General features: G+C 66.7%; 19 protein-coding genes. 11 read left to right on the top strand and 8 right to left on the bottom strand.

The annotated features are described in order from the left end of the window. Window positions 1-149 precede the first annotated feature (149 nt). Together QW881_RS28005 and QW881_RS28000 are read left to right on the top strand one after the other, a co-directional pair. Window positions 150-962 (top strand): UDP-2,3-diacylglucosamine diphosphatase, encoded by an 813-nt coding sequence (locus QW881_RS28005; protein WP_315738828.1) that lies wholly within the window; start codon window positions 150-152, stop codon window positions 960-962. 47 nt (window positions 963-1,009) lie between these two features. Next, the gene (locus tag QW881_RS28000) at window positions 1,010-1,999 is read left to right on the top strand and encodes a threonine/serine dehydratase (RefSeq protein ID WP_315758341.1); all 990 of its coding nucleotides are present in this window, start codon (window positions 1,010-1,012) and stop codon (window positions 1,997-1,999) included. 10 nt (window positions 2,000-2,009) lie between these two features. Here the strand turns inward: QW881_RS28000 and QW881_RS27995 are convergent, their stop codons facing one another. Then, window positions 2,010-3,743, bottom strand: coding sequence for a caspase family protein (locus tag QW881_RS27995; RefSeq protein ID WP_409999030.1), 1,734 nt, complete (start codon window positions 3,741-3,743; stop codon window positions 2,010-2,012). Window positions 3,744-3,897: 154 nt separating this feature from the next. Then, the gene (locus QW881_RS27990; protein ID WP_315758339.1) at window positions 3,898-5,508 is read right to left on the bottom strand and encodes a hypothetical protein; all 1,611 of its coding nucleotides are present in this window, start codon (window positions 5,506-5,508) and stop codon (window positions 3,898-3,900) included. A gap of 75 nt (window positions 5,509-5,583) precedes the next feature. On the opposite strand from QW881_RS27990, the gene QW881_RS27985 reads away from it, so the two are divergent. Next, window positions 5,584-6,771: an MFS transporter gene (locus QW881_RS27985; protein ID WP_315758338.1), complete on the top strand. Its 1,188-nt coding sequence runs from the start codon at window positions 5,584-5,586 to the stop codon at window positions 6,769-6,771. Here the strand turns inward: QW881_RS27985 and dgcA are convergent. Continuing rightward, window positions 6,753-7,748, bottom strand: coding sequence for an N-acetyl-D-Glu racemase DgcA (gene dgcA, locus QW881_RS27980; protein WP_315758336.1), 996 nt, complete (start codon window positions 7,746-7,748; stop codon window positions 6,753-6,755). The two genes, QW881_RS27985 and dgcA, sit on opposite strands and share 19 nt — an antisense overlap. Before the next feature lie 158 nt (window positions 7,749-7,906). Here dgcA and QW881_RS27975 point away from each other — a divergent pair, with 158 nt between their 5' ends. From QW881_RS27975 to QW881_RS27965, 3 genes are all read left to right on the top strand, one after another. After that, window positions 7,907-9,040, top strand: coding sequence for an ABC transporter permease (locus QW881_RS27975; RefSeq protein WP_315758425.1), 1,134 nt, complete (start codon window positions 7,907-7,909; stop codon window positions 9,038-9,040). 1 nt (window position 9,041) lies between these two features. After that, complete coding sequence (locus QW881_RS27970; RefSeq protein WP_315738822.1) at window positions 9,042-9,812, top strand: ABC transporter ATP-binding protein; 771 nt, start codon at window positions 9,042-9,044, stop codon at window positions 9,810-9,812. 156 nt (window positions 9,813-9,968) lie between these two features. Continuing rightward, window positions 9,969-10,850, top strand: a complete 882-nt coding sequence (locus tag QW881_RS27965) for an MlaD family protein (RefSeq protein WP_315758334.1) — start codon at window positions 9,969-9,971, stop codon at window positions 10,848-10,850. A gap of 267 nt (window positions 10,851-11,117) precedes the next feature. Here QW881_RS27965 and QW881_RS27960 read toward each other — a convergent pair whose 3' ends face one another. Continuing rightward, window positions 11,118-16,730, bottom strand: coding sequence for a methyl-accepting chemotaxis protein (locus QW881_RS27960; RefSeq protein ID WP_315758333.1), 5,613 nt, complete (start codon window positions 16,728-16,730; stop codon window positions 11,118-11,120). A gap of 384 nt (window positions 16,731-17,114) precedes the next feature. On the opposite strand from QW881_RS27960, the gene QW881_RS27955 reads away from it, so the two are divergent. Beyond that, entirely contained in the window at window positions 17,115-17,489 is a 375-nt protein-coding gene (locus QW881_RS27955; RefSeq protein WP_315738819.1) for an Hpt domain-containing protein, read from the top strand. Between the two features lie 83 nt (window positions 17,490-17,572). Continuing rightward, entirely contained in the window at window positions 17,573-17,893 is a 321-nt protein-coding gene (locus QW881_RS27950; protein ID WP_315707114.1) for a 2Fe-2S iron-sulfur cluster-binding protein, read from the top strand. A gap of 50 nt (window positions 17,894-17,943) precedes the next feature. Here QW881_RS27950 and QW881_RS27945 read toward each other — a convergent pair whose 3' ends face one another. Beyond that, window positions 17,944-18,408, bottom strand: coding sequence for a thioesterase family protein (locus QW881_RS27945; protein WP_315738818.1), 465 nt, complete (start codon window positions 18,406-18,408; stop codon window positions 17,944-17,946). A 174-nt stretch (window positions 18,409-18,582) separates the two neighbouring features. On the opposite strand from QW881_RS27945, the gene QW881_RS27940 reads away from it, so the two are divergent. Then, on the top strand, window positions 18,583-19,611 hold the full coding sequence (locus tag QW881_RS27940; protein ID WP_315758332.1) for an NAD(P)/FAD-dependent oxidoreductase: 1,029 nt from the start codon (window positions 18,583-18,585) through the stop codon (window positions 19,609-19,611). A 171-nt stretch (window positions 19,612-19,782) separates the two neighbouring features. Then, complete coding sequence (locus QW881_RS27935; protein WP_315758331.1) at window positions 19,783-20,394, top strand: DUF2147 domain-containing protein; 612 nt, start codon at window positions 19,783-19,785, stop codon at window positions 20,392-20,394. A gap of 667 nt (window positions 20,395-21,061) precedes the next feature. Here QW881_RS27935 and QW881_RS27930 read toward each other — a convergent pair. Both QW881_RS27930 and QW881_RS27925 read right to left on the bottom strand, forming a co-directional pair. Then, entirely contained in the window at window positions 21,062-23,008 is a 1,947-nt protein-coding gene (locus QW881_RS27930) for a hypothetical protein (RefSeq protein ID WP_315758330.1), read from the bottom strand. A gap of 103 nt (window positions 23,009-23,111) precedes the next feature. Further along, the gene (locus QW881_RS27925) at window positions 23,112-24,203 is read right to left on the bottom strand and encodes a YbhN family protein (RefSeq protein WP_315758329.1); all 1,092 of its coding nucleotides are present in this window, start codon (window positions 24,201-24,203) and stop codon (window positions 23,112-23,114) included. 384 nt (window positions 24,204-24,587) lie between these two features. Here QW881_RS27925 and QW881_RS27920 point away from each other — a divergent pair, with 384 nt between their 5' ends. After that, window positions 24,588-25,094 carry a ferritin-like domain-containing protein gene (locus QW881_RS27920; protein WP_315758328.1) on the top strand — a complete coding sequence of 169 codons (507 nt, stop codon included), beginning with the start codon at window positions 24,588-24,590 and terminating at the stop codon, window positions 25,092-25,094. A 74-nt stretch (window positions 25,095-25,168) separates the two neighbouring features. Here the strand turns inward: QW881_RS27920 and QW881_RS27915 are convergent, their stop codons facing one another. Further along, window positions 25,169-25,603 (bottom strand): hypothetical protein, encoded by a 435-nt coding sequence (locus QW881_RS27915; RefSeq protein WP_315738812.1) that lies wholly within the window; start codon window positions 25,601-25,603, stop codon window positions 25,169-25,171. Between the last annotated feature and the right edge of the window lie 48 nt (window positions 25,604-25,651).

Below are 25,651 nucleotides of genomic sequence, written 5' to 3'. Positions count from 1 at the left end.
TGTCGCACCCCGCTGGTATCGCGGGGCAGTGACGAAGGACGTCGCGAGTCGTCGAACGAGCGGTGTCCGGTCGCGGTCCGGCAGGATGGGTTCTGCCGGTGCGGCGTTTCGTCATCGCGGTGTCATCAGGGACTGTTAGGTGGGCGCGCATGGGACTTGAGACTGCTGGTGAAGAAAGCCCGGCTCGGCGCTTTCGGACGTTGTTCATCTCGGACGTTCATCTCGGAGCCCGCGGCTCGCAGGCCAATCTCCTCGTCGATTTCCTGCGCCACCATGATGCAGATACGATCTATCTGGTCGGCGACATCATCGACGGCTGGGCGCTCAAATCGAGCTGGCATTGGCCGCAGTCGCATAACGACCTGGTGCAGAAGATGCTGCGCAAGGCGCGCAAGGGCGCCAAGATCGTCTACGTCCCCGGCAATCACGACGAGTTCCTGCGCGGTTATTACGGCACGCATTTCGGCGGCATCGACGTCGTCGAGAACATCGTCCACACCGGCGCTGACGGCAAACGCTATCTGGTGATCCACGGCGACATCTTTGATCTGGTCGTGCAGAACGCGCGCTGGCTCGCCCATCTCGGCGACAAGGCCTATGACTTCGCGATCCAGATGAACCGTCTGGTCAACTTCTTCCGTCGCATGTTCGGCGTTCCCTATTGGTCGCTGTCGCAATGGGCCAAGCAGAAGGTCAAGAACGCGGTGAACTACATCGGCGCGTTCGAGACGGCGCTGGCCTCCGAGGCGCGAAGGCATGGCGCTGACGGCGTGATCTGCGGCCATATCCATTGCGCTGTCATCCGCGATCAGGACGACATTCGCTACATGAATTGCGGCGACTGGGTCGAGAGCTGCACGGCGCTGGTCGAGCACGAGGACGGCCGCTTCGAGATCCTCACCTGGACCGATCCGCTGCGGCAGCGCGCGCCGGTTCCCCAACTGGCCGCCCGCGCCGCCTGACACCGGCTCCCTTGCCTCTCGGCAATCGGGCGCGGTAAAATAGGGGCATGACAACTCATTCCCCAATCCTGCCCGTGACCGCCGCCGACATCGATGCGGCGGCACGCGTGCTCGCGCCCGTGGCCGTGCGGACTCCGCTGCTGCCGGCTCCCGTGCTGAGCGAGCAGTTCAAGGCGAACGTCTTCGTGAAGCCGGAGGTGCTGCAGCGGACCGGCTCGTTCAAGTTCCGCGGCGCCTACAACAAACTGGCGTCGATCCCGCAGGCAGCGCGCGGCAACGGCGTCGTCGCATTCTCCTCCGGCAATCATGCGCAGGGCGTCGCCCATGCCGCCACATTGCTGGGCATGGACGCCACGATCGTGATGCCCTCGGATGCGCCGGCGGCCAAGCGCGAGCGCACCAAGGCGTTCGGCGCCGAGGTCGTGCTCTATGATCGCGATCGCGAGGACCGTGAAGCGATCGCGCGCGACATCGCTGCAAAGCGCGGCTCTACGGTGGTGCCGCCCTATGACGATCCCCACGTCATCGCAGGGCAGGGCACCGTCGGCCGCGAGATCGCCGAAGACCTCGCGGCGCTGGGCCTGTCGCCGGATCTGGTGATCGTCCCGGCTTCGGGCGGTGGTCTGCTTGCCGGCGTCTCGACCGCGGTGAAGGCGCATTTTCCGAGCACCCAGATGGTCGTGGCTGAGCCGAAGGGCTTTGACGACCATGCGCGCTCGCTGCGGGCCGGCCACCGCGAGGCCCATGATGCGAAGGGACGCACCATCTGCGACGCGCTGATGGCGGCGATTCCGGGCGAGATCACCTTCGCGATCAACAGCCAACTGCTATCGGCTGCGGTCGAGGCCTCGGATGAGGAGGTGGGGCGCGCGGTCGGCTTTGCCTTCCGGGAGCTGAAGCTCGTCGTCGAGCCCGGTGGTTCGGTCGGGCTTGCGGCATTGCTGGCCGGCCGGCTGGATGTGGCGGGCAAGACGGTGGTGATCGTTTTGTCCGGCGGCAATGTCGATGCTGAGCTCTACGCCAGGCTGATCGCCTGACGATCAAGCCTCAGTGAAAGCTGAGGCCGCCTTTTGCAGATCCCCCACCGCCGATCCGCAGTCCGGACTGCGCGATGTGCGGCGTGCCCCGCGTCGGGCCGCCCTGCATCCCGCCTTGGCCACGCGCCATCGACGGACGCGACGCGTTGATGTTCGGCTTGAACGGTCCGGAATTGCCGGGGAAGGGACGCCGGACCTCGCGGGTGTCGAATGGCCGCCCAGGACTGCGCTTCAGTGGATCGCGCTGGATCTTCGCGGCGACAGGCGGATTTGCCGGCGGCATGATCCTGTCGCGCAACCTGGTCTGAGCGATTGGCCTGGGATCGACGACCTTGTTGGGACCCGCGTTGTTGATGGCATTGCCTTTCGTGACCACCGTTGGCGGCATCGGTCCGCGCGGCGGCACGCTGGTGGTCGGCAGCTTCGGTTGCGGGCCTGGATGGCTCTGGATCTGGGCGCCGGGATTGAACGGCCGAGCGATCGGTGCCAGTTGCGGTGGCATGATGAGACGGCTCGGTTGCAGCACGGGGATGGGCCGAGGCTGTCCCTGCAGCCGCAGCGCGACCGGCGCATATGGGCTGTCGGCATAGGATTCTCGGAAGCTCTGATAGGCGGCCGGCGAATTCGCCAGCACGGCCTGGTGCCACGCCGCGGCCTGCACGAGGCCGGCGAGCAGTGCGCGGATGCGGTCGGCGAGCGGATCGCGCGGGTACATCGCGATGAACTCGCGATAATATTGCGGACGGTTCTCCGACAGCACGTAGTCATAGGCCTGCCGCACGGAACGGCTCGGCAGGTTGGCGGCCATCTGCACCACGGGCGCGTTCTCCGGCGCGCGCGCTGCGGCAACCAGGGATTCGCCGAAGAAGGTGAAATCACTGATCAACGAAGAGCTCTCCCACGGCGTCTGTCGACCATCGGTGCTCTGGTTCACCTGCAGGCGAATGCGCTTGAACAATTGCTCGATCGGCAGGTTCGGCTGCCGCGCCAGGTTCAGGAACGCCTGCGCGTACGGGCTGTTCTCGCCACGCCCGTCGAGCGCCTCCTCGCCAGGCGAGGTCGAATATCCGAGGATGGAGCCGTTCGGTGCGTCGACGATGGCAAGTCCGCGTCCGGCATCGTTGATGGCAGGGAATGGATTGTTGCGGCAGGCGTCCAGCACGACGATCCGCATGCGGCTCGGGATGGCGTCGAGCGTTGCCATCAGGTCCACCAGACGGATCGTCCCCGTCGTCAGGTCGGAGGGCGCTGAGATACGGGCATCGATCGGGATCAGATAGTTCTCGCCCGCGAGCTGAACCCCGTGGCCGGCGTAGTAGACCATTGCCACTGTGTTCGGGCCGTTTGCTGCCACCCGGCTCGAAAAATCCTGGACGACCTTGAGCATCTCGTTCTGCGTCAGGTCGGTCGCCGTGATCACCTCGAAGCCGGCCGAGTTCAACAGCTTGGCAACAGCATGGGCGTCGTTGTCCGGGTTCTCCAGCGGTGGCGCGTTCTGATAGCTCGCATTGCCGATCACGAGTGCGACGCGTGGCTCGGCTCCTTGAGGGATCGCTGCGGGGGTGTTGCTCTCCCTTGCAGGTGAGGGAGCTGCCAGCGCGCGCGGTGGCGTGTGAAGGTTGTCGATCTCACTGCCGGCGGCGAACGCCGAGTCCGGGCCGACCCAGGCCATCAGGCCCAGCAGCGCGGACATGAGCAGGGATTTCCAGGCGGATGTTACAGCGCGAAATTTCGGAACGGACACGGCGTTCTCCTCGAGCATGCGCCAAGCGAATGGCTTGAGGACCAGGCTACGCAGATTACGCAGCAGCGTACGTGATCCGCGTCACCTATCAACGCAGCACCTTTCGGTGCTCAGTGATCGGGGTTCGATAGGAGGTGGCCGAGACGCTCTCGCCCTACGAGAAGAATGCGATCTTCTCAGGCTGGGTCATGCGACGGATCGGTGCCAGCAAGTCATTGGCGGGCGCCTGTGGCCGCTGCAGAAGGCCGTTCGACAGGAGCGTCGATCCCAGCGACGGCTCGTAGGCAGGCCTGGGCATCGCGGATGCGCTGGTGCTGTGAGCCGCGGCGGCGGTCGGGCGGACCTGCTGGCTCGGCGCAACATCGGCCTGCGGGGCCGCCGCGGGAGATTGAGCTGCAACCGCAGCCGCCACGGCGGCCAGGGTCTCGATGGTGATCGCCTCCGGAAGCGGTGCCGATACGGGCACGCTAGGGACTGGCGCCGGGGCTGGAGGCGAGGCCATGCGCGGGGTCGCCGCGGGCGGGGCCGGCATCGGCGGGGCATACATTGGCGGGGCAGACATCGTGGGCGCAGCGGGAGCCGGCGCCGCCGTGGCAACCGAGGCTTCTGCCGTGGTCAGCGCGAGATCCGGCTCCGACGGCGCCGGCTCGCTGAAGCTCGCGACGATGTCGTCGTCGACCGAGGTTGGCTCCTCAATGTCGAAGCCAAGCGTCCTGGCCCGGCTGAACTCCTCATCGTCGATCGGATCGGGAGCACCCATCTCCGCCGCGACCAATTCCAGGATGGCTTCGTCGTGGGCTTCTGCGGCGACGGCGTCATCCAGGGCCGCCGCGGCGTGCTGCTCGATTTCGAGAAGGGTTGCGTCCACCGACGGCTCGGTCGCAATTCCGGGGGGCTGCACCACCGCCGCAGCGTCGGTGTCAACCATCCTGGCTTCAACCGCTGCGGCCGCCATGATCACAGTGTCAGCGCCGGAGGATGTCTCGACCGATTCGATCGCGGCCACCGCTGCAACGAGCGGAATGGTCATCTCGGGCCCGGCTTGGGCCGCCTCCATCTGTTCCGGCACGGGCTCCGGCTCCGGAGCCGCCTGCGGCTCAGCCGAGACCGTCGCCTCCGCAGCCGGACCCGATGCGACATCAGGTACTGGCGGGGCGGCGGACTCGGTCGCCGGCTTGATCTCGTCAGCCGCGGGCGGAACGCTTGCTTCCGCCGCGTCGAGCTCCTTCAGCCGCGTCTTGATGATCTCGAAGGCCGCAAGCAGCGCGACCTTAGGGTCGGCACTCGCAAGCTGGTCGCACGCGGCCTCGATCGATGTGACCTGTGCATCGATCAGGTCGCAGATCCGGGAATCGGCGCCGATCTCGCGCCAGCGCCAGGAAATTTCCTTGATGATTCGGATGCCCTTGCGCACCGGCGCCAGGTTCTGCTCAAGGGCCATGCTGTCGACCGCAGAGGCTGCGACCAGTGCAGCGTCTTCGACCGAGGCGCGGATCGCGGCCAGCGCTTCGGGCAGCGCCTTGCTGTCGGCCTGCTCGAACTCCTGCTGCTGCTGACGCTGCGAGGCCAGCGCGTGCTCGATGCGGGCCACGGCGTCGAGCACCATGCTGGTGTCGGCATTGCGGTTGCGTTTGGCGTATTCGCCGAGGAACCAGCGGCCTCGGGACGTCTCCATGAAGGCGTCGCGGATCGCCTCGTAATCGGCCTCGTTCGGCTGAGCCGCGCGGGCGGATATCGGCGAGAGGGCGAAGACTTCATCGACCATGGCAAACCTATCGCGCACATTGCTGCGCGTTGGCATAACGATCACCATGATATTGACCGAATCGCAATTGAATTGATGCCACTGTCCCGACAAATCTCCACCACATCGCCGGTATTGTCGCGCCGATTCGCGGACAGGTTGGGGCTGTTCTATGGCGCGGTGTTCATGCTGTCGGGGACGCATCTGCCGTTTTTCCCCGTGTGGCTACGGGCGATCGGGCTGGACGCCTCGTGGATCGGCGTGATCATCGCGGTTCCCGCCGTGACCCGCTTCACCGTTCTGCCGCTGATCACCGCGGTTGCCGAACGCCGGCAGGCCCTGCGCGCCGCGATGCGGCTGACCACCTTCGCAACGGCATCGGGCTTTGTGGTTCTCGCCTTCCAGCGCGAACCCTGGCTGGTATTCCTGGTCTACGTGGCAACCTGCTGTCTATGGACACCCGTTGTCCCGCTGACGGACGCTTATGCGCTCCGTGGCGTGATGAGCTATGGCCTGAACTACGGTCGCCTGCGGCTGTGGGGATCGGCCGCATTCATCGCCGGAACGCTGCTGTGCGGCGGGGTGGCCGACCTCGCGCCGTCGTCCGAGCTGATCTGGATCATCCTCTTGGTCGCGCTGTGCGGTGCGGCAAGCAGCCTGCTGCTGCAGGCGCTGCCGCCCCTGCCGCATGGCGCCGGCCTGGCCCGGGACGGGCGCAGTCTGCTGGGCCATCCGAGCTTCCTCTGCATCATCGCGGCTTCGGCGCTGATCCAGGCCAGCCACGCGGCCTACTACACGTTCTCCGCCATCGCGTGGAAGGCGCAGGGCTTCAGCGGGATGACCATCGCTTGGCTCTGGACCATGGGCGTGCTGGCCGAGATCGTCGTGTTCGCCCTGTCACCACGCTTCACGTTGGCGCCCGCCAGCCTGGTCATGATCGGTGCAGTGGCGGCCGTGCTGCGCTGGAGCCTCACGGCTCAGGAGCCGCATGCGGCCGGGCTCGCCGCGGTCCAGATCAGTCACGGCTTCACCTTCGGACTGACCCTGGTCGGAACCATGGGGCTGCTGGTCCGCCATGTGCCGGCGCAACTGACGGCGCGCGGGCAGGGCTATTATGCGGCTGCGAGCGGTGTGGTCGGCTCGGCGGCATCGGCCCTCTCGGGGCCGGTCTATGCGGCCTATGGACCCGGTGTCTACTACGTGATGGCCGCGATGGCCGGAGCGGGTGGCGTCCTGATGTGGATCGCGCACCGAAGCCTGTCGCTTCAGCCCCACAACGCCTGATCGGGCGGATAGACCAGGCTGTCCTCGTAGTGCAGGCCGTGCTCGCAATCCTCGGCGAGCAGCAGCGGTCCGTCCAGATCGACGAAACGGGCGAGCGGCGTCAGCAGCATGGCCGGTGCCATCGAGAGCGATGTCGCCACCATGCAGCCGACCATGATGTCGAAGCCGAGCGAGCGCGCGGCATCGGCCATGGCAAGCGCCTCGGTGAGCCCTCCGGTCTTGTCGAGCTTGATGTTGACGGCGTCGTAGCGTCCGCGCAGCGCTTCGAGCGAGTTGCGGTCGTGCACGCTCTCGTCGGCGCACACCGCGAGCGGGCGCGCGATGTTGGCGAGCGCTTCGTCGTTTCCTGCGGGAAGCGGCTGCTCGACCAGCGTGACGCCGGCGGCGGCGCAGGCCGCCAGATTGGACTCCAAATTCGCCTCGGTCCAGGCCTCGTTGGCATCGACGATCAGTTGTGACTGCGGAGCTGCCTCGCGCACGGCTGCAATCCGCGCCGGATCGCCGTCGCCGCCGAGCTTGATCTTGAGCAGCGGGCGGTGCGCGGCCTTGGCCGCAGCTTTGGCCATCACGTCGGGGGTCCCGAGCGAAATCGTGTAGGCGGTCACGCATGGCCCCGGCGCGCGGCGTCCGAGCAGGTCCCAGATGCGCCGGCCGCTCCGCTTGGCTTCAAGGTCGAGCAGCGCGCAGTCGAGCGCATTGCGCGCCGCCCCCGGTGGCATCGCCGTCTGCAGGGCGTTGCGGTCGAGACCAGAGGCGATCGCATCGCGCATCGCGAGCAGCGCGCTCAACGATGCCTCGGGGGTCTCGCCATAGCGCGCATAGGGCACGCATTCGCCGCGGCCGACGATCGTGCCGTGTCGCACTTCCGCGATCACCGTGACCGCTTCGGTCTTGGCGCCGCGGCTGATCGTGAAGCTGCCGGCGATCGGCCAGTGGCCGATCCGGGCGTCCAGTATTGGAAAACCGTTGGAAGTCATTTGAAAGTCTGGCGATTTGTGAACCGGAATGAGGCGCTTGGGGCTTGCGCGAGCTGACCGACTATGGCTGTTGATAGTGGTCTCCGGCAAGGTGGTAGCGACGCGGTGGGATTTTTCTCGTCAAGGAGCGGACGTCCGAGGCTCCGAGGATGGCCGTCGTGAAGGGCGGCCCTGATTTGCAGCGCAGTGGCGATGGCAACGCGCTGTCGCTGCGCGCGACCGGCGCCTGGACTGCGCCTTTTGCGCCGTCGCTCGAACGGCTTGTCGCCGATGCCGAAAAGCTCGCCGGCAAGAAGATCGATGTCTCGATCGACGTCTCCCAGGTGTCCAAGCTCGACACGTTCGGCGCCTGGCTGATCGAGCGGCTGCGCCGCAGCTTCACGACCGGAACCGTCGAGGTCCGGATCGATGGGCTCTCTGCGAACTACGCCAGCCTGGTCGATGAGGTTCGCCGCGTCAGCACCGCGCCCAATGGCGACGCGACGATGGTGACCATCACCGGCATGCTCGGCCAGATCGGCCTCAGTGTCGCCGGCATCTTCGGCACGGTCGCCGCGCTGATCGACATGCTCGGCGCCGTGATCGTCGCCAGCGGCCGGGTGTTCATCCATCCCCGCAGCTTCCGGCTGACCTCGACCATCCATCATCTCGAGCAGGTGTGCTGGCGCGCGGTGCCGATCATCGTGCTGATCACCTTCCTGATCGGCTGCATCATTGCCCAGCAGGGCATCTTCCATTTCCGCAGGTTCGGCGCCGACATCTTCGTGGTCGACATGCTCGGCGTGCTGGTGCTGCGCGAGATCGGCGTGCTGCTTGTGGCGATCATGATCGCCGGACGCTCGGGCAGCGCCTACACGGCCGAGCTCGGCTCGATGAAGATGCGCGAGGAGATCGATGCGCTGCGCACCATGGGCTTCGATCCGATCGAGGTCCTGATCCTGCCGCGCATGCTGGCGCTGGTGATCGCGCTGCCGATCCTGGCCTTCCTCGGCGACATCGCCGCGCTCTATGGCGGCGGGCTGGTGGCGTGGTTCTATGGCGGCGTCGATCCCGAGGCCTTCCTGCTGCGCCTGCGCGATGCGATCTCGATCGATCATTTCACGGTCGGGCTGCTCAAGGCGCCGGTGATGGCGGCGGTGATCGGGATCGTCGCCTGCGTCGAAGGACTGGCCGTGCAGGGCAGCGCCGAGTCGCTGGGACGCCACACCACCTCATCGGTGGTGAAGGGTATCTTCTTCGTCATCGTGATGGACGGCGTGTTCGCGATCTTCTTCGCCGCGGTCGGGATGTGAGATGACGCAGGAGATGTCCGATCCGATCATCCGCGTGCGTGACGTCACCGTGCAGTTCGGCAAGACGCGCGTGCTCGACGGCCTCGACCTCGACGTCAAGCGCGGCGAGATCCTGGGCTTCGTCGGTCCCTCCGGTGCGGGCAAGTCGGTGCTGACGCGCACCATCATCGGCCTGGTGCCCAAGCTGTCGGGTAACATCGAGGTGTTCGGCGTCGATCTCGACGCCGCCGATCGTGCCGGCCGCCGCGCCGTCGAGCGGCGCTGGGGCGTGCTGTTCCAGCAGGGCGCGTTGTTCTCCTCGCTCACGGTGCGGCAGAACATCCAGTTCCCGGTCCGGGAATATCTCAAGGTCTCGCAGCGTCTGCTCGACGAGATCATGGTCGCCAAGCTGGTGATGGTCGGATTGCGGCCCGATGTTGCTGATCGTTTCCCGAGCGAGCTGTCGGGGGGCATGATCAAGCGCGTCGCGCTGGCCCGCGCGCTCGCGCTCGATCCGGAGCTGGTGTTCCTCGATGAGCCGACCTCGGGGCTCGACCCGATCGGCGCCGGCGATTTCGACGAGCTTGTCCGTACCCTGCAGCGCACTTTGGGACTGACCGTTTTCATGGTAACCCATGATCTCGACAGCCTGTATACGGCGTGCGACCGCATCGCCGTGCTGGGCAACGGCAAGATTATCGCTGCGGGATCGATGGCCGACATGCAGGCCTCGGAACATCCGTGGCTCCGGCAGTATTTCCACGGCAAGCGTGCTCGAGCCGTGATGGGTTAGTGCGTAGCGCCCCTCGGGGCGATTATTTTTGTGAGCGGGAGTGGGGACTCCTGCGACATAGCTGATGGGGTGGGTGCCGCAGTCCGGCGCCAACCGAGAGCGCATGGGAGCGGCGGCTGGGATCTCCGCTGCGACGTGCCGGTACCGGAGTTGGTAATGGAAACGCGGGCGAATTACGTCCTGATCGGATCGTTCACGCTGGCAGTGATTGCCGCGGCGGTCGGGTTTGTCCTCTGGTTTCAGAGCCTGCACACGACCAAGCAGCGCAGCCCGCTGCGGGTCGTGTTCGAGGGGCCGGCCGCGGGTCTGCGCAACGGCGGCAGCGTCAACTTCAATGGTATCCGGGTCGGTGAGGTCATCTCGGTCAAGCTCGACAATCCGCGCCGCGTCGTGGCGCTGGCGATGGTCGAGAACAACGCGCCGATCCGCAAGGATACCCTGGTCGGGCTCGAGTTCCAGGGACTGACCGGCGTCGCCGCGATCTCGCTGAAGGGCGGCGAGGAGGCTGCGCCGCCGCCGCCGCTCGACGAGGATGGCGTGCCGGTGCTGCGTGCCGATCCGACCCGGCTGCAGGACGTGACCGAAGCGATCCGCGCCACCTTGCAGAACATCAACAAGGTGGTCGCGGACAACCAGGACGCCGTGAAGAACTCGATCAAGAACCTCGAGGTCTTCACCCAGTCGCTGGCCCGCAATTCCGAGCGCATCGATGGCGTCATGAGCCGTGTCGACGGCATCATGGGCAAGGCCGATACCCTGATGCTCGGTCTCAACACGCTGGCCGGCGGCAAGGATGGCGGCGAGCTGTTCCTGACGGTGAAATCGATCCGGGAGCTCGCCGAGGATCTGGACAAGCGCTCCGGCGCGCTGATGGCCGATGGACGGCGCACGCTGTCCGACATCAGCCGCGCCGTGAACAATTTCGATCGCAATCCGACCCGGGTCCTGTTCGGGGCCAGCAACGCCAGCCCGAGCAACGCCCAGGCCTCGCAGCCCGCGCCCGCGCCCGCACCGCCGGCGGCGACGGGGCGGCGGTGACGCGAGCGAGTTGCGAATAGGGAGTAGCGAATAGGGGCGCGCGGCAGCGGACTGCGCTCCATCGCTGTCGCTATCCACCGCTGCTGGCTGGCTACGGAGCACGTCGCACACCGTTGTGCCGGCGATGCGGGGCCCGAACGGCCAAGGCCGAAAGCGCCTTCATTGCATCTCCAAACGCGAAGCGGAGGCCTCGTGGCCTCCGCTTTTTCTTCTTGTCGCAGCGCTGGTTCTACTGAACCCTTCGCTACTCGCTACCATTCGCTCCCATCACGCCAGCCGGCCGGCGGCGTGGGCGAGCAGGGTGTAGACCAGCCCGGTCTCCGAGGTGAGCTGGGCGCGCAGCGCCTGCGGGTTGCGGTCGTCGCGGGCGACCTCGTCGAGCAGCCGTTCGAACTCGGTGATGTAGCGGTCCACCGTCTGCTTGAAGGTGCGGTCGGCGCGGTACTTGCGGGCGACCTCGTCGAACGCCTTCTGACCGGCCGGGGTGTAGAGACGCTTGGAGAACGCCTTGGTCTCGCCGCGCTGGTAACGGTCCCACATCTCGGCCGCGAGATTGCGGTCCATCAGCCGTGCGATGTCGAGCGACAGCGACTCCAGCGGATTGCCCGGCTGCTGCTGGGCCGGTCCGCGGCCGCGCGGCGCAGTCTGGCCGGCGGTGCTGTTGTCGGCCCGGTTGAGCAGGTCGGACAGCCAGTTGTCGCTGCGCTGATCGGCGACCGGACCCATCGGCGGCGCCTCGACACGGCGTGGCTGCGGCGGCGGGGCCGGCGGCTGCATGCCGAGATCCGGCGGCGGCAGGTTGGCGACGCTGGTCGCAGCCGGCTCGCGCAGGCGCATGTCCGGCCGGCCGCCGACGGCTGCGGCGACGATCGGCTCTTCCTGACGGATCACGGCTGCGGGCGCGGCGACCGCGGCGGGACGCGACGCGCTGACCACGTCGAGACCGCGGCCGTGATGCGCGACGATTCGGTTGAGCTCGGCCAGCGCCTCGATCTGGTCGACGATGACCTTGCGCATCTGCGCCGTGCTCTCGGCGGCCTCCTGCGGCATCTCCAGCACGCCGCGGCGCAGCTCGTTGCGCGTCGCCTCGAGCTCGCGATGCATCTCGGCGGTCATCTGCTTCATGCTCGACACCAGCGTGGCGAACTTCTCCGCCGACTGCTTGAACATCGCATCGGCTTCCTGCGTGCTCTGCTGGTAGATCTCCTGCATCTGCGACGTGGTGAGGCGGCGTTCCTCCTCGGCGTTGGCGCGGATGGCCTCGAACTGGCGGCTGAGCGCGGTCGAGCCGGCACCCGCCGTTTCCGCCACGACCCGGGCGATGTCGCGGGCGCGCTCCTCGGCGGCCGCCAAGGACTCGTCGAGCAGGGTGGTGAAGCGCGTCAGACGCTGGTCGAGATCGGCGGTGCGCAGATCGATGGTGGTGACCAGCGATTCCAGCGTTGTCTTGCGATCCGAGATCGAGACGGTCGCATCGCGGTTGCTCTGCTCGACAATGGCCGCCGCCTCGATCAGCGCCTTGCCATGCGCGTCGAACTGGCCGGACAGCGAGTTGAGATCCTCCAGCGCCCGCGACGTCTTGGAGTTGAACACGTTGAGCTGGTCCTCGAGCGTCTGCGTCGCGGTGCCGTTGCGTGCGGTGACGTCGTTCATCGCGGTGACGAAGTCGGCCACCCGGGTGACCAGCGCCCGCTCCAGCGAATTGAGGTTGTCGTGGGCGCCGGTCAGGACCTCCTGCAGCAGGATGTTGCCCTCGCGCAGACGTTCGAACAGGGCGACCGTGTCGGTGCGCAGGATCTTGCTCGTCTCCTGCATCTCGGTGACCGCAGCCACCGAGACCTGGCGCGACTGCTCGATCGCCGCGCGCGAGGCCTGCTCCAGCTCCTTGAGCGACTTGGTGATCGCAGTGGTCGCGAGCTCGCCCGCGGAGGTGATGGTGCGGGCGACCTCGGAGCCGTTGCCATTGACGCTCTGGGCGAAGTTCTGGCCGCGGACCTCGATCGCCTTCAGCGCATCGGTGGTGACGCGATCGATCTCGATCGTGAGCTGGTTGGTCTTCGAGTTCAGCGTCTCGACCAGCGTGCCGCGCTTGCCGTCGAGCATCTGCGACAGTCGCTCGCTCTGCTGCTGCACATAGGTGACGATCTCGTCGGTCTTGCCGGTCATGGCCGAGCCGAACGAGTTGCCGGCGGCAAGCACCGAGCGCTCGATCTCGGTCGAGGTCGATTTGACCCGCGTGGAGACCTCGTTGGAGGCGGCGACGAGTGCGCTCTGCGCATTGAGCGCGCTGCTCTGGATCGCATCGGTGGTGTTCGCCGCGACGGAATTGATGACGCGCTCGATCTCCGACGACATCGCCTTGAGCTGGCCCGCGGTGTCGGTGGAGGTGGCCGTCAGCAGGTTCTGTGCCTCGCGCGCGCCGCCGACGATCACCGCGACCGTCTCGGTCGTGGTCGTCGTCAGCACCGCCTGGGCTTCGCGTGCGCTGCCGACCAGGGTGGCCGCGGTGTCGGCCGACGTGGCGGTCAGCGACATCTGCGCCTGGCGCGCGCTGTTGAGGATCGAGGCCGCGGTATCGGCGCCGACCGACGACAGCGTCCGCTCGACATCGACGGCCAGCGACTTGACGTGCTCGGTTGCTTCCGTCGAGGCGGTGACGAGCTTCGTCTGGACGTCGCGGGCGCTGTCGACGATTGCCGCAGCCGTGCTGGTTCCGACCGCGGCGAGCGTACGCTCGACGTCGGCTGCCAACGACTTGACGTGATTGGCCGCTTCGGACGACGCGCTGATCAGCGTGGTCTGCGCTTCCCGAGCTCCGCCGGTGATCGCTTCCGCGGTCGTGGTTCCTGCGATCGACAGCGAGCGCTGGACGTCGACGGTCAGCGCCTTGACCTGTTCGGCCGCTTCGCTCGATGCCGCGAGCAGGGCATGCTGGGCATCGCGAGCGCTCGCCGTGATGGCTTCGGCGGTTCCCGTCCCGGCACTGGTCAGCGAGCGCTGCACGTCGGCTGCGAGCGACTTCACGTGCTCGGCCGCGTTGGAGGAGGCGGACACCAGCGTATTCTGAACCTCGCGCGCACCGGCGAGGATCGAGGCTGCCGTGGCCGAGCCTGCGGCCGTCAGCGCCTGCTCGACGTCGACGGCGAGCGACTTGACGTGGGTGGCGGCATCGGAGGAGGCGGACACCAGCGTGTTCTGGGCCTCGCGCGCACCGGCGAGGATCGAGGCTGCGGTGGTCGAGCCTGCCGCCGTGAGCGTGCGCTCGACGTCGGCCGACAGCGACTTGATCTGGTCGGCGGTCTCGCCGGAGGCCGCGACCAGCGTGGCCTGGGCCTCGCGCGCACTGGTCAGGACGGCCTCGGCCGCGCCGCTGCCCGCGTTCGACAGGGCGCGCTCGACCTCGGCGGACGTGTTCTTCAACTGCGAGCCGACGTCGGTCGAGACGTTGAGCAGCGCCTGCTGTGCCGAGCGGGCCCCGGTCTGGATGGTCTCGCTGGTGTTGACCACGAGATTGGTCAGCGCCCGCTCCGCGTCTTCCACGTGCGACTTGATGCTGGCGGACAGCAGCTCGGCGCGGGTCATCAGCTCGTCGCTCGCCTGGCGGCCGCTGCTCTCGATGCGGCCGGCCACGGCCTCGACGCGCGAGCCGAGCAGGTCTTCGAACTGCGAGACGCGCTGGTCGATGTCCTTGGCGATCGAGCCGACGCGGGTCTCGATGCCCTGATGGATGTCCTGGAAGCGCGCGGTGACGGCTTCGGTCAGCTCGTAGCTGCGGCCGTCGATGATGTTCGACAGGCTGTGGATGCGCTGATCGATCGCTTCGAGCGCCTTATCGGTGCCGTCGGTCAGCGAGGAGGTCAGAATGTTGAGGCGGGAATCGATCGACTGGATCGCCTGGGCCGAGCCATCGGTCAGCGAGGAGGTCAGCACGGTCAGCCGCGAGTCGATCGCGTGCAGCACCTGGGCAGCGCCGTCGGTCAGCGAGTTGGACAGAGTGCCGAGGCGGCCTTCGATCGTCGAGGTGACCGAGGTCGCGCGGTTGTCGAAGTTCTCCTCGAGCGACTTGAGGCGGCCCTCGACGCTGTCGTCGAAGGTCTTGATCTTCGCATCGAGCGAGGTGTCGAGGGTGGTGATGCGGGCCTGCAGATTGGTCTCGAACTGGTTCAGCCGCTGATCCAGCGTCGCCGTGATCTCACCGCTGTTGGACGACAGCCGCGTATCGAACGTATCGACATAGGACTTGAGATTGTCGGAGATTTCCTGGGTCCGCTGGCCCATACGCTCGACGATCTCGCCGCCATAGGTCTTCACCGTGCGGTCGAACTCGGTGATGTGCCGGGTGATCAGCGCGCCCAGCGTCGAGCTGTCGCGTGCGAAGCGCTCGGCGAGCTCGGTGCCCTGGTTCTTCACCAGCTCGTCGAAGGCACTGATCTGGATCGACAGCGTGTCGTGGGTGCTCTCGGTCTGGCTGACGACCTTGGCGACCAGCGAATTGACGGTCGCATCGAGCGACTCGCTCGCCTTCTCGCCTGACGTGACGATGTGGCCGGACATGCGCTGGCTCGCCTCGTCGATCTTGGTCACGAGATCGCCGCTGCGCAGCTCGAGCTCCAGCAGGAGGGACTCGCCGGACGCCTTGAGCTGGTCGTGAACCTGCTCTGTGCGCACCGAGATGCCGTCGACGATGGCCGCCGTGCGCTGCTCGAACTCGCTGGTGATGCGGTCGATGCGCTCGTTCAGCATCTCGTGGACTCGGTCCGACAGGTCGGCGAACTCGTCGTGGACGTGGCCGGTCTTGAAATTGAGGCTGGTGGTGAGCCGCTCCGAGGCGTCGAGCACGGCGCGGGTGGTCTCGGCGCTGGCCTCTTCGAGCCGGTCGAGCAGATCGCCGCCGCGCTCGCCGAGCGCGAGGATCATGTTGTCGCCGGCGTTGCCGAGCGCGGCCGTGATGTGGGCGCCGCGCTCTTCCAGCGCGCCGGTGATGCTCTTGGCGACCTCGTCGACGCGCGAGGCGATCGCGTCCGAGATCAGCGCGATGTCGTGGCGAAGGTCGATCTGCACGCCGGAGATGGCGCTGCGGACCTGCTCGGCCTGGCCGACGAGGTTGTCGCGCTGATGGGCGATGTCCTGGAGCAGGGCGCGGATGCGCACCTCGTTGTCGCTGTAGGCGCGCTCGAGCGCCGCGACCTCGTTGGCGACCAGCATCTCGAGTTCGCCTGCGCGCGCGATCGCGCGCTCGACGCCGTCGCCCATCGCCGCGACCTCGCGGCGGATGGCCTGGCCGACGGTCACGATGGAATCGCTGACGGCGCCTTCCGGCTCGGAGAAGCGGATCGCTACCTGCGCCATCGACTGCGCGATCATGCGCAGCTCCTGGCCGCGCCAGGCGAGACTGGCCAGGAAGTAGAACAGCAGAACCGGTGCGAAGAACACGGCGGCGAGACCGGCGAGCACCAGCACGCCGCCGCTCTGGCCGATCAAGGCCTGCAAAGCGGGCAGGAAACCGATGGTCAGCAGGACGCAGCCGACGATCCAGATGCCTGCAAAGGCGGTTGCCAGCGTGTAGACGCCGCGTGACGGGCGGCCCTTCTGGATCGCCTGCAGCAACTGGCCGATGGTCTCGCGGTCGTCATTGGCCGGGCGGCGCGCGGCGAGCGGCGGCGGCTCGATCTCGTCAAGGCTGCTGCGGTCGATGCCCGGACGCGAGTCGAACGAATCCAGACTGGACACGCCGTTCGGCATGACGGGCGGGGCCCCCTCGGCGTGGACCGAGCTCTGCGAGTCCGTGGGCGCGGACGAATCGCTGATGTTCAAAGCCTCCTGAATGGCGGACAGCGCAACTTCAGTCGGGTCTTTGACCTTTTTCGGAGTGTTCGCCATGTTGAGTCCGAGCCCTCGTCTTAATTTCGATCCGGCGAGCCGCGTACGAGTGCCCTCTCGCAACGCTCGAACCGGACGTCATCCCTCGCAGGCACCAGGGGTGGCAAATTCCGCCAGGTGACCCACTCCATCCGGGCATCATCCTATTGGCTGTGCCTGTTGAAAGAAATGGCCGTGGTTAAGAGATTCTTAATCATCGTTAACAGCACCCGCCGTTAACACTTTAGAAGTTCTGCGAATTCCCGTTTCTGCCGCGATTGGGGCAGAGCCGGGCCCAAATCGCGGCAAACCCGCGGCAATTGGGCCGGTAACAATGCATTAACCATTGTCGTGCTTGGCTTACCACAGGCGCGCGCGGCGCGCCCGCCGGACCGGATTGCCGCCATGATTCCCGACCTTTCACGGATCGAATGGATGCCCTCGCCCCCGCTGGTTCCCGACGACGGGCCGATCAGCCTGGACCTGCTGCGACGGATGACTCTCGGCGACAGCGCGCTCGAGCGCGAGGTGCTCGCCATGTTTTCGGACCAGGCTGTCCGCCTGCTGGAGCGGTTGCAGGTGATGCCCGAGGATGCGGCCACCGTCGCCCACACGCTGAAGGGCTCGGCCCGCGCCGTCGGCGCGCTCGACGTCGCCGACGCGGCGGAAGGGCTCGAAGCGGCGCTGCGGGCGGGCGACCCGGCCGATGCGCTGGCCTGGCTGGGCACGGCGATCGCGCAGGCCCGCGCGGCGATTTCGGAGATGCTCGGCGCGGCCTGAGCGGCCGGCGGCAGCACTAGCGCGGAGCGGAGCGGTCCGTTATAGGACAGCCCGACCTCATTCCCTGCGCAGCACGAGCACACATGGCCAAGATCACCTTTGTCGACCATACCGGCGAATCCAGAACCGTTGAGATCGAGAACGGCGCGACCGTGATGGAAGCAGCGATCCGCAACGCCATTCCCGGCATCGAGGCCGAATGTGGCGGCGCCTGCGCCTGCGCGACCTGCCATGTCTATGTCGACGAAGCCTGGCGCGAGAAGGTCGGCCCGCCGACCCCGATGGAAGAGGACATGCTCGATTTCGGCTACGATGTCCGGCCGAATTCCCGTCTCTCCTGCCAGATCAAGGTCTCCGACGAGCTCGACGGCCTCGTCGTCTCCACCCCCGAGCGTCAGGCCTGACCGTTCGCCTCGCGTCCTCATCGCCGCGCCCCCGGTGATCGCCGCCAGGCCTATGCCGGCAGCGCGATCGTCACGCCGCGGCGGACCCAGGGCTGTAGCGCAGCAATGAGCTTCGGCGTCAGCGGCGCCGGCTTGCGCGTCGCCTCGTCGATCAGAACCATGACCGCGGTGGCCGACGCCACGCAGCGCCCGTCCGAGAACACGACCTGCTCGCAGGTCACGGACGTGCGCCCCAGCCTCACGACCCCCAGTCCCAGCTCGATCATGCCCGGCCAGCGCAGCTCGGCCCGGAAATGCATGTCGAGCCGCACCATGATCCAGGCCAGCCCCTCTTGTCCGAGGCCATGGCGCGGGTCCTTCATCAAGGTCACCCGGCCGGTCTCGAAATAGGTCGCATAGACCGCGTTGTTGACGTGCTGGTTGGGATCGAGGTCGCCGAAGCGGACATTGTCCGTCAGCCGATAGGGAAAGTCCTCCAGGCGTGGCGCGTGGTCGCGGCGGGCCGTCTCTGTCACCGATTGATCTCCATCATTCATGTCCCCTTCAAACCCGGCTAAGCCCGCCGCTGCAAGCCGCGCGCGAGCGAGGGGCGGCTTTTGTGCCTTCCCTGCGACCACCCCGTTGGCTACAAATTCGGAACCGCCATCTGCCGCCATCCGTCGAGCGGCGCCTCCAACGAGAAGAGCGACATGAGCGAAGCGATCAAGACCGATGTGCTGATCATTGGCGCGGGCCCTTGCGGACTGTTTGCCGTTTTTGAACTGGGGCTGCTCGACATCAAGGCGCATCTGATCGACATCCTCGATAAGGTCGGCGGCCAATGCGCCGAGCTGTATCCGGAGAAGCCGATCTACGACATTCCCGGCGTGCCGATGGTGACGGGGCAGGGCCTCACTGAGCAGCTGATGGAGCAGATCAAGCCGTTCAGCCCGACCTTCCATCTCGGCGAGATGGTCGAGAAGGTCGAGAAGATCGGCGATCCCGGTTTTCGCGTCACCACCGACGCCGGCAAGGTGTTCGAGTGCAAGGTCGTGGTGATCGCGGCCGGCGGCGGCTCGTTCCAGCCCAAGCGTCCGCCGGTGCCGGGCATCGAGGCATACGAAGGCACCTCGGTGTTTTATGCCGTGCGCAAGATGGAGCAGTTCCGCGACAAGAATGTCGTCATCGTCGGCGGCGGCGATTCCGCGCTCGACTGGACCCTCAATCTGCATCCCCTCGCCAAGCGCATCACGCTGGTGCATCGGCGCGACGATTTCCGCGCGGCGCCGCACAGCGTCGAGCAGATGCGCGCGCTCGTGGCGAGCGGCAAGATGGATCTGCGCATCGGTCAGGTGACGGCGCTCGAAGGTGCGAACGGTCAGCTTTCCGCGGCCACCATCAAGAGCAACGACAATGCGGTCGAGACCGTGCCGTGCGAGATGATGCTGCCGTTCTTCGGCCTGACGATGAAGCTCGGCCCCGTCGCCGAGTGGGGCCTCGCGCTCGAGCACAATCTCATTCCGGTCGAGACCTCGGCGTTCGAGACCTCGGTGCCCGGCATCTTCGCGATCGGCGACATCAATACCTATCCCGGCAAGATCAAGCTGATCCTGTGCGGCTTCCACGAGGGTGCGCTGATGGCGCAGAAGGCGCACCGCTACGTGTATCCGGAGAAGCGGCTGGTGTTCCAGTACACGACGTCGTCGTCGAGCCTGCAGAAGAAGCTCGGCGTCAACTAATTCCTTCGCGGAGTGGAACCCAACGCCGTCCAACCAACTCAAATGTGAAGAAATGTTTCCTGCGCGTGCCGGTTTCACCGGCGCGCCAGACCTGTTATGGGCTGGAACGATGCACGAAACGGCCGTACTGTGCGGCCATTCATTTTGTGACTTGGTCAAGGTGAGATGATGATGCGCAATGCGTTTCCCCGACTTCGGCTGGCGCCTGGTGTGACGAAGCTCGCGATCGGCGCGCTCGTCGTTGCCGGTGCTCTGCTGACGCGGCCTGCGCTCGCGGCTGAGCCGACCGCGGCCGGTCTGTGGCAGAAGGTCGAGGATGGCAGGCCCGTCGGCTGGTTTCTCTTCATCGACCACGACGGCGTGTTCGAGGGCGTGATCGCCAAGACGTTTCCGCGCCCCGGCGACAATCCGAACGAGGTCTGTTCGAAGTGCAGCGATGACCGCAAGAATGCGCCGGTGCTCGGCATCTCCTTCGTGCGCGACATGAAGCGCGAGGGCCTGAAATATGAAGGCGGCAACGTGCTCAATCCGCGCGACGGCAACATCTGGAAGGCCAATATGCGGGTCAGTCCGGACGGGCAGACGCTGATCCTGCACGGCTATCTCGGCATCTCGCTGTTTGGCAAGGACGAGACCTGGACCCGTCTTCCAGATACCAACATGGCCCAGATCGACCCCGCGATCCTCGCCAAATATCTGCCGGCCCAGGCGACCACGGCAACCGGCCCCGCGACCAAGCAGACGCCGCCGCCGATGATGAAGAAGCCGGCGCCGACGAAGTAGTTCGCCGCCGAACTGCAGCTTGGTGGTCGTTGTTAAGCGACACACCAGCGTGATCTCGCGGCGCATGGCGTCCGAGTTTTCAAGCTGAACGCGACCCTCTCGAGCGAGAGGGCGCAGGGAATGCCGGGTGAGGGCCTCACCCATGGCCCGCCTGCTAAAAAAATGCAGGCGGCAGGAACCACAGGTAAAGCCGATCAACCGGCATTCCCTGCGCGATGTTTGACGGCTTATACGTCCTCTCCCCGGGGACCGGCTGTCTTGCCCCCGTCACGAGCGGATCATCACCACCGCTCGCTTGGCATCAGCATCGGGATGCCAGGACCCTACGACTTCACCGTGCGCCGCCGCTCGTTCGTCGGCATGATCGGATCACGCTGCGACCGGTGGCGCCCACCGCGTCCCGCACTCCACGTTCGTGACGACCGCGAACCGCCCCTCTCATGAGCACGGGATGCGCTCATCAGAGCATGATTTCTGGAAAAAAGAAATAGGAAATTTTGTCACGAGGCGGCCGGACGCAGTCATCGACCTGGAATGGCGGGCGAATTTCGTCCTTTTGCGGCAGGCCGTTTCGGCGCAATCGACGGACTCCGCTCGCGACCGGGACGCAACGTCGGGCCGACGGGCGACTCGGTGCATCGGCGGTGAGCCGATCGTTGGCCGCGCGCTACTGCCGCACGACTCCCGCCGGCGGCAGCGGCTGGCTCGTGACGTTGGGCTCGGCCGCATCGAGGTTGAGCACCTCTGCTGCGGCTGGAAACGCGGCATCGGCCATGGCGGCGTGGCCCTCGGCGGTCGGATGCACGGCGCCGCCGTAGACGGCCGAGAGCACGCCCCAGCTCGCATCGTGGATGTCGGAAGGCTGCATCGCCGCGGGCAGCCCTTGCGGATAGGTCATCGCCGAGAAGTAGCTGTCATTGGCGTCGCGGATCCAGCGCGCGCGCGGCAAATAGGGGCGATATTCGCTGGCGCCGCGGCCGCACAGCAGCGGCTCGTTGGCGGCGCTGACGATGTTCGGATCGAAGCTGGCGCCGTCGGTCGAAAAGCATTCGCGGTCGAACGGCGGATCCTGCGTCGAGCGGGCGCAGAAGCCGTGATCGGCAAACGCGGCCTGATGAGCATCGACGAAGGTCATGCGGTCGGCCTGCGGATCGCGGCACAGAACTCCCGCGGTGCATTGCGCCAGCCCGCGCAGCGACGGCAGGAACTCGTTCTCGACGAAGCCCGCGACCTTGGCGAGCCGCTGCGGATTGGCATTGAACGACGGATGGACCTCGAAGCCGGCCGGGCCGCCCGGGCAGGGCGTGCCGGCACGGCTCAGCGCCGGATTGCCGTAGGAGGTGTAGATGACGTGCGAGAGGTCGCCGACCAGCGGCTTCAGCGCCTCGCGCAGCTTGGCAAAGCCCTGCGGCAGGTCGCTCGCCAGCTCGCTGCGCGATTCCTCCACCGAGCCGATCACGCCGGAGCGCTTGAACAGGGTGCGCTCGGTCGGCGTGTCGACGATGACGTCGGCGACGAGGCCGGAGAAGTTGATGTCGTTGGCGCCGATCGACAGCAGAATCAGGTCGAGCTTGCGGTCCGGCTGGCGGCGCTTGGCCGCGGTCAGCGCCTCGCGGAGTTCGCCGAGCTGGCCGTTGACGCCGCCGGCGCAGGTCGCGACCGAGCGGCCGGGCGTGCATTCGCGCGCGCGCTGGCTGCCGAACAGGCCGTCGGCGATGGTGGCGCCGGTGCAGGCGAGCGGCAGGTAGGTGACCGCGACGTGCGGATAGCGCACCGCGAGCGCCAGCGCCGTGCGGGTCTGGTAGCTGTAGAGCGAGCGATGGCAGGCAGCGTTGAGCCAGACCGCGCTGTGCTTCTGCCAGTTCTGCAGCGTGTCCGGCGCCTCGCAGGCGCGGCCGCCTTTGAAGCCGGCCCGGCTCGGCCGATAATATTGCGCGGTCGGGCCGCCGAGATAGGAGCGGAAGCAGAAGCCGTCGTCGGCGAGCGCGATCGGGCGGTCGGGATTGCCCTCGCCGGAGGCGATGCTGTCGCCGAGGCCGGCGATCAGGACGTCGCGGACCTGGATTCCGGTCGAGACCTGCCGCGTCCCTTCCGGGCTGGCGACATCGACGGATGCCACGGTCTGGCGGCCGTAGCGGACGCGCAAATTGACCGGCTCGGCGCAGTCGAAGGTCGAGGTCTGCGGCCCGTCGCCGTCGTCGAACGACCAGGCACAGGTGGCGCCGACCGGCACCGGGCCGGTCAGGCGCACGGTGACCGGATGGTCGATGGGTGTGAGATAGCTTTCCTTGACGTTGTCGCGTGTGCACGGCTCGTTGACGCGGCCGGCGAGGTCGATGCAGAGCCGGTTGACGACGTTGCGGGCCCAGCCGCGGCCGTCGCTCTGCACCCCCAACGCCTGCTCGGCGGCGAGGATGGAGCGGTCGCGCGTGCTCTCGGTATGCAGCAGGAAGTCGCGCTCCTCGCGGAAGAGACGGAAGCGGTTGCGCACCTCCCAGCTGATCTGCAGCGGCGCTGCGCCGAACTGCGCGGCCGCCTCGGTGGCGGCGAGAGGGGCGAGCAGGCTGGCCAGGACGCAGGCGGCGAGCAGCGGACGAGGGGGAATTCGGGTCATGCGCAAGGATTCACGTCAGCGATGGGGCGGAAATAAGAGGACCGCACGCGAGTTCAACCGGTCGAGGATCGAACCGTCGCATCGTCCGCGAGAGAATTGCTGCTCAGCGCTGGGAGTGGCGCTTGATGCGCTGGGGAACCGCGGCAGGGGCCGTGGCGGCGGCGCGCTTGGCCGCGACCTCGTCCTCGCAGGCGGCGTTCAGCCGGCGCCGCTCCTGCCACGGCTTGACGACGTTCATCCAGAGCTCCCTGATGCCCATGATCGAGATCGCGATGGCGAAGGGGATCACGAAATAGAGCACGCGGAAGACGAGCAGGGTGGCCAAGAGCTGCTCGCGGCCGAACTGCGGCAGTGCCACCAGCATGGCGGCATCGAACACGCCGATGCTGCCAGGCGCATGGCTGGCAAAGCCGAGCAGGGTGGCGAGGATGAACACCACCGACAGCGACAGGAAGTCGATCGGAGGATCGGCGGGGACGAGCAGGTACATCGCCAGCGCGCAGAAGCCGAGGTCGACGACGCCGATCAGGATCTGCACCAGCGTGAGCTGCGCGGAAGGCAGCACCACCTTCCAGCCGTTCTGGCCGAGCTGCCGGCGGTTCTTGCCGGCGGTCAGCCAGCCGAGATAGGCGAAGATCGCGCCGAGGATGCCGATCGCGATCAGCTGGTTCATCGCCGGGGGCAACTGGTCCATCGCGGTGGCCGCGGCCGGATGCAGGGTCATGCCGATGCCGAGCACGAACAGGTTGCCGAGCCAGAAGGTCAGGCCCGACAGGAAGCAGATCTTGGCGACGTCGATCGCGGACAGGCCGTAGTCCGAATAGATCCGGAACCGGATCGCGCCCCCGGTGAAGACGGTGGCGCCGATGTTGTGGCCGATCGAATAGCTGGTGAAGGCGCTCATCGCTGCGATGCGATAGGGGACGTGTTTCTTGCCAATCGTTCGCAGTGCAAAATAGTCATAGAAGGTCAGCGTGCAGAACGCGCCGATCACACACAAGGCCGCGAGCGCGATGTGACCGAGCGGGATTTCGGTGAGCGCCGTCAGGATGACGCCGGCATCGACGCCCTTGAGCGTGCGCACGAGCGTCGTGATCGCGAAGGCGATGATCGCAAGGCTCGCTGCAATCCCCAGCCGCTTCCAGCCGATCCATTTCTTGAAGCCACGCGAGAGCGTGGTCAGCAGGCGCTGCATTCATCCTCCCGGCGGGGCGGTACTAGTTCTTGGAAAAGAGGCGAAACCATTGGTCGATGGAGGCGGGCAATTCGTGACAGCCTGTTCCTTATGCTAAAATGCGCGCCTTGTGCAGTCCTTGACACAGCTCAGCTCCGACCCATGCGGCGCGGGTCTGTCACACTTCAGTCACATGGCTGGCGGCCGCCTCAGTTCGGTCCAATTGGTTACGCGCGCGGTTCACGAGCAAACCTGGCCCTCTGCGACCGGTTCCGGCCGGCAGGGCCGGTTGCGCCGGAACAACCGCCGTGGCCGTCGGTTAGCGCCCCGCGGGCACAGCGAACATGGCGACGATCGGTCGGGGAGGGACCTGCCATGTTCCCGAACCAAGAGGACATGAGGCAAATGGGACTGTTCACCAAGGACATCAAGACGATGAACGATCTGTTCGTTCATCAGCTGCAGGACATCTATTACGCCGAGAACCAGCTCGTCAAAGCGCTGCCAAAGATGGCGGACAAGGCGACGGATCGGAAGCTCAAGCAGGGCTTTCTGACCCATCTCGATGAGACGAAGACGCATGTGACGCGTCTCGAGCAGGTGTTCAAGATGCACGGCATCGCGGCCAAGGCGGTCGACTGTCCGGCGATCGACGGCATCATCGAGGAGGCCGAGGAGGTCGCGGGCGAGGTCGCCGACAAGGCCGTGCTGGACGCAGCGCTGATCAACGCCGCCCAGGCGGCCGAGCACTACGAGATCACGCGCTACGGCAGCCTGATCGCCTGGGCCAAGCAGCTCGGCCGCAGCGACTGCGCCGCCGTGCTGCAGAAGACGCTCGACGAGGAGAAGGCGACCGACATGAAGCTGACCAAGCTCGCCGAGAGCGGCGTCAACCTGCGCGCCGCGAGCTGATCGCGTCACCAGTCGATGAGACAAAACGCCGCGCGGACATCCCGCGCGGCGTCGTCGCATCCGGATGCCGCGCGTCAGCTCTTACGCAACGCGAAATTGGCGCCGCAGAACGCCATCAGGGCGCCGAGGCAGAGCGCGGCGAGGCCGGCCAGCACACCTGAGGCCGACGGCACCGGGCTCGGGCCGGAGATCGCCTGGCCGATGCCGGCCAGCATCAGTACGCCGACCACGACCAGGAAGTTGCGCATCCGCTGCGGGATCTCGCCCGACACCGCGCTGTGCATGATGTTGGCGATGAAATAGCCCGAGGAGAAGCCGACGGTGGCGATCAGCCACCAGGCGATTGCCGATCCCGCCGGCATGAAGGCGCCGCTCTCGGTCTGCCACAGGCCGCCGAGATCGAGCCCGTAGCGGGCGCCGAGCATGTGCACGGCCAGCGCCAGCAGCACGCCGGCGGCCATCGCTCCGGCCAGGATCAGGTGGCGCGGAAAATAGATCGTTTCGCTCATGCTCCGTTTGTAGGATAAGGCGCGCGCCACACGCAACAGGACCGATCC

This window comes from Bradyrhizobium sp. SZCCHNS3016 (genome assembly GCF_032484535.1).
Classification (GTDB): domain Bacteria; phylum Pseudomonadota; class Alphaproteobacteria; order Rhizobiales; family Xanthobacteraceae; genus Bradyrhizobium.
This window is presented reverse-complemented; position numbering and strand designations above follow the sequence as displayed.

What these genes read in the sequence shown, in the direction of transcription:
- QW881_RS27940 (WP_315758332.1), top strand. Translation starts at nt 18,583, where the DNA reads ATGAGCGAAGCGATCAAGACCGATGTGCTGATCATTGGCGCGGGCCCT.
- QW881_RS28005 (WP_315738828.1), top strand. Translation starts at nt 150, where the DNA reads ATGGGACTTGAGACTGCTGGTGAAGAAAGCCCGGCTCGGCGCTTTCGG.
- dgcA (WP_315758336.1), bottom strand. Translation starts at nt 7,748, where the DNA reads ATGACTTCCAACGGTTTTCCAATACTGGACGCCCGGATCGGCCACTGG.
- QW881_RS28000 (WP_315758341.1), top strand. Translation starts at nt 1,010, where the DNA reads ATGACAACTCATTCCCCAATCCTGCCCGTGACCGCCGCCGACATCGAT.
- QW881_RS27925 (WP_315758329.1), bottom strand. Translation starts at nt 24,203, where the DNA reads ATGCAGCGCCTGCTGACCACGCTCTCGCGTGGCTTCAAGAAATGGATC.
- QW881_RS27930 (WP_315758330.1), bottom strand. Translation starts at nt 23,008, where the DNA reads ATGACCCGAATTCCCCCTCGTCCGCTGCTCGCCGCCTGCGTCCTGGCC.
- QW881_RS27935 (WP_315758331.1), top strand. Translation starts at nt 19,783, where the DNA reads ATGCGCAATGCGTTTCCCCGACTTCGGCTGGCGCCTGGTGTGACGAAG.
- QW881_RS27960 (WP_315758333.1), bottom strand. Translation starts at nt 16,730, where the DNA reads ATGGCGAACACTCCGAAAAAGGTCAAAGACCCGACTGAAGTTGCGCTG.
- QW881_RS27965 (WP_315758334.1), top strand. Translation starts at nt 9,969, where the DNA reads ATGGAAACGCGGGCGAATTACGTCCTGATCGGATCGTTCACGCTGGCA.
- QW881_RS27915 (WP_315738812.1), bottom strand. Translation starts at nt 25,603, where the DNA reads ATGAGCGAAACGATCTATTTTCCGCGCCACCTGATCCTGGCCGGAGCG.
- QW881_RS27990 (WP_315758339.1), bottom strand. Translation starts at nt 5,508, where the DNA reads ATGGTCGATGAAGTCTTCGCCCTCTCGCCGATATCCGCCCGCGCGGCT.
- QW881_RS27950 (WP_315707114.1), top strand. Translation starts at nt 17,573, where the DNA reads ATGGCCAAGATCACCTTTGTCGACCATACCGGCGAATCCAGAACCGTT.
- QW881_RS27920 (WP_315758328.1), top strand. Translation starts at nt 24,588, where the DNA reads ATGGGACTGTTCACCAAGGACATCAAGACGATGAACGATCTGTTCGTT.
- QW881_RS27970 (WP_315738822.1), top strand. Translation starts at nt 9,042, where the DNA reads ATGACGCAGGAGATGTCCGATCCGATCATCCGCGTGCGTGACGTCACC.
- QW881_RS27985 (WP_315758338.1), top strand. Translation starts at nt 5,584, where the DNA reads ATGCCACTGTCCCGACAAATCTCCACCACATCGCCGGTATTGTCGCGC.
- QW881_RS27955 (WP_315738819.1), top strand. Translation starts at nt 17,115, where the DNA reads ATGATTCCCGACCTTTCACGGATCGAATGGATGCCCTCGCCCCCGCTG.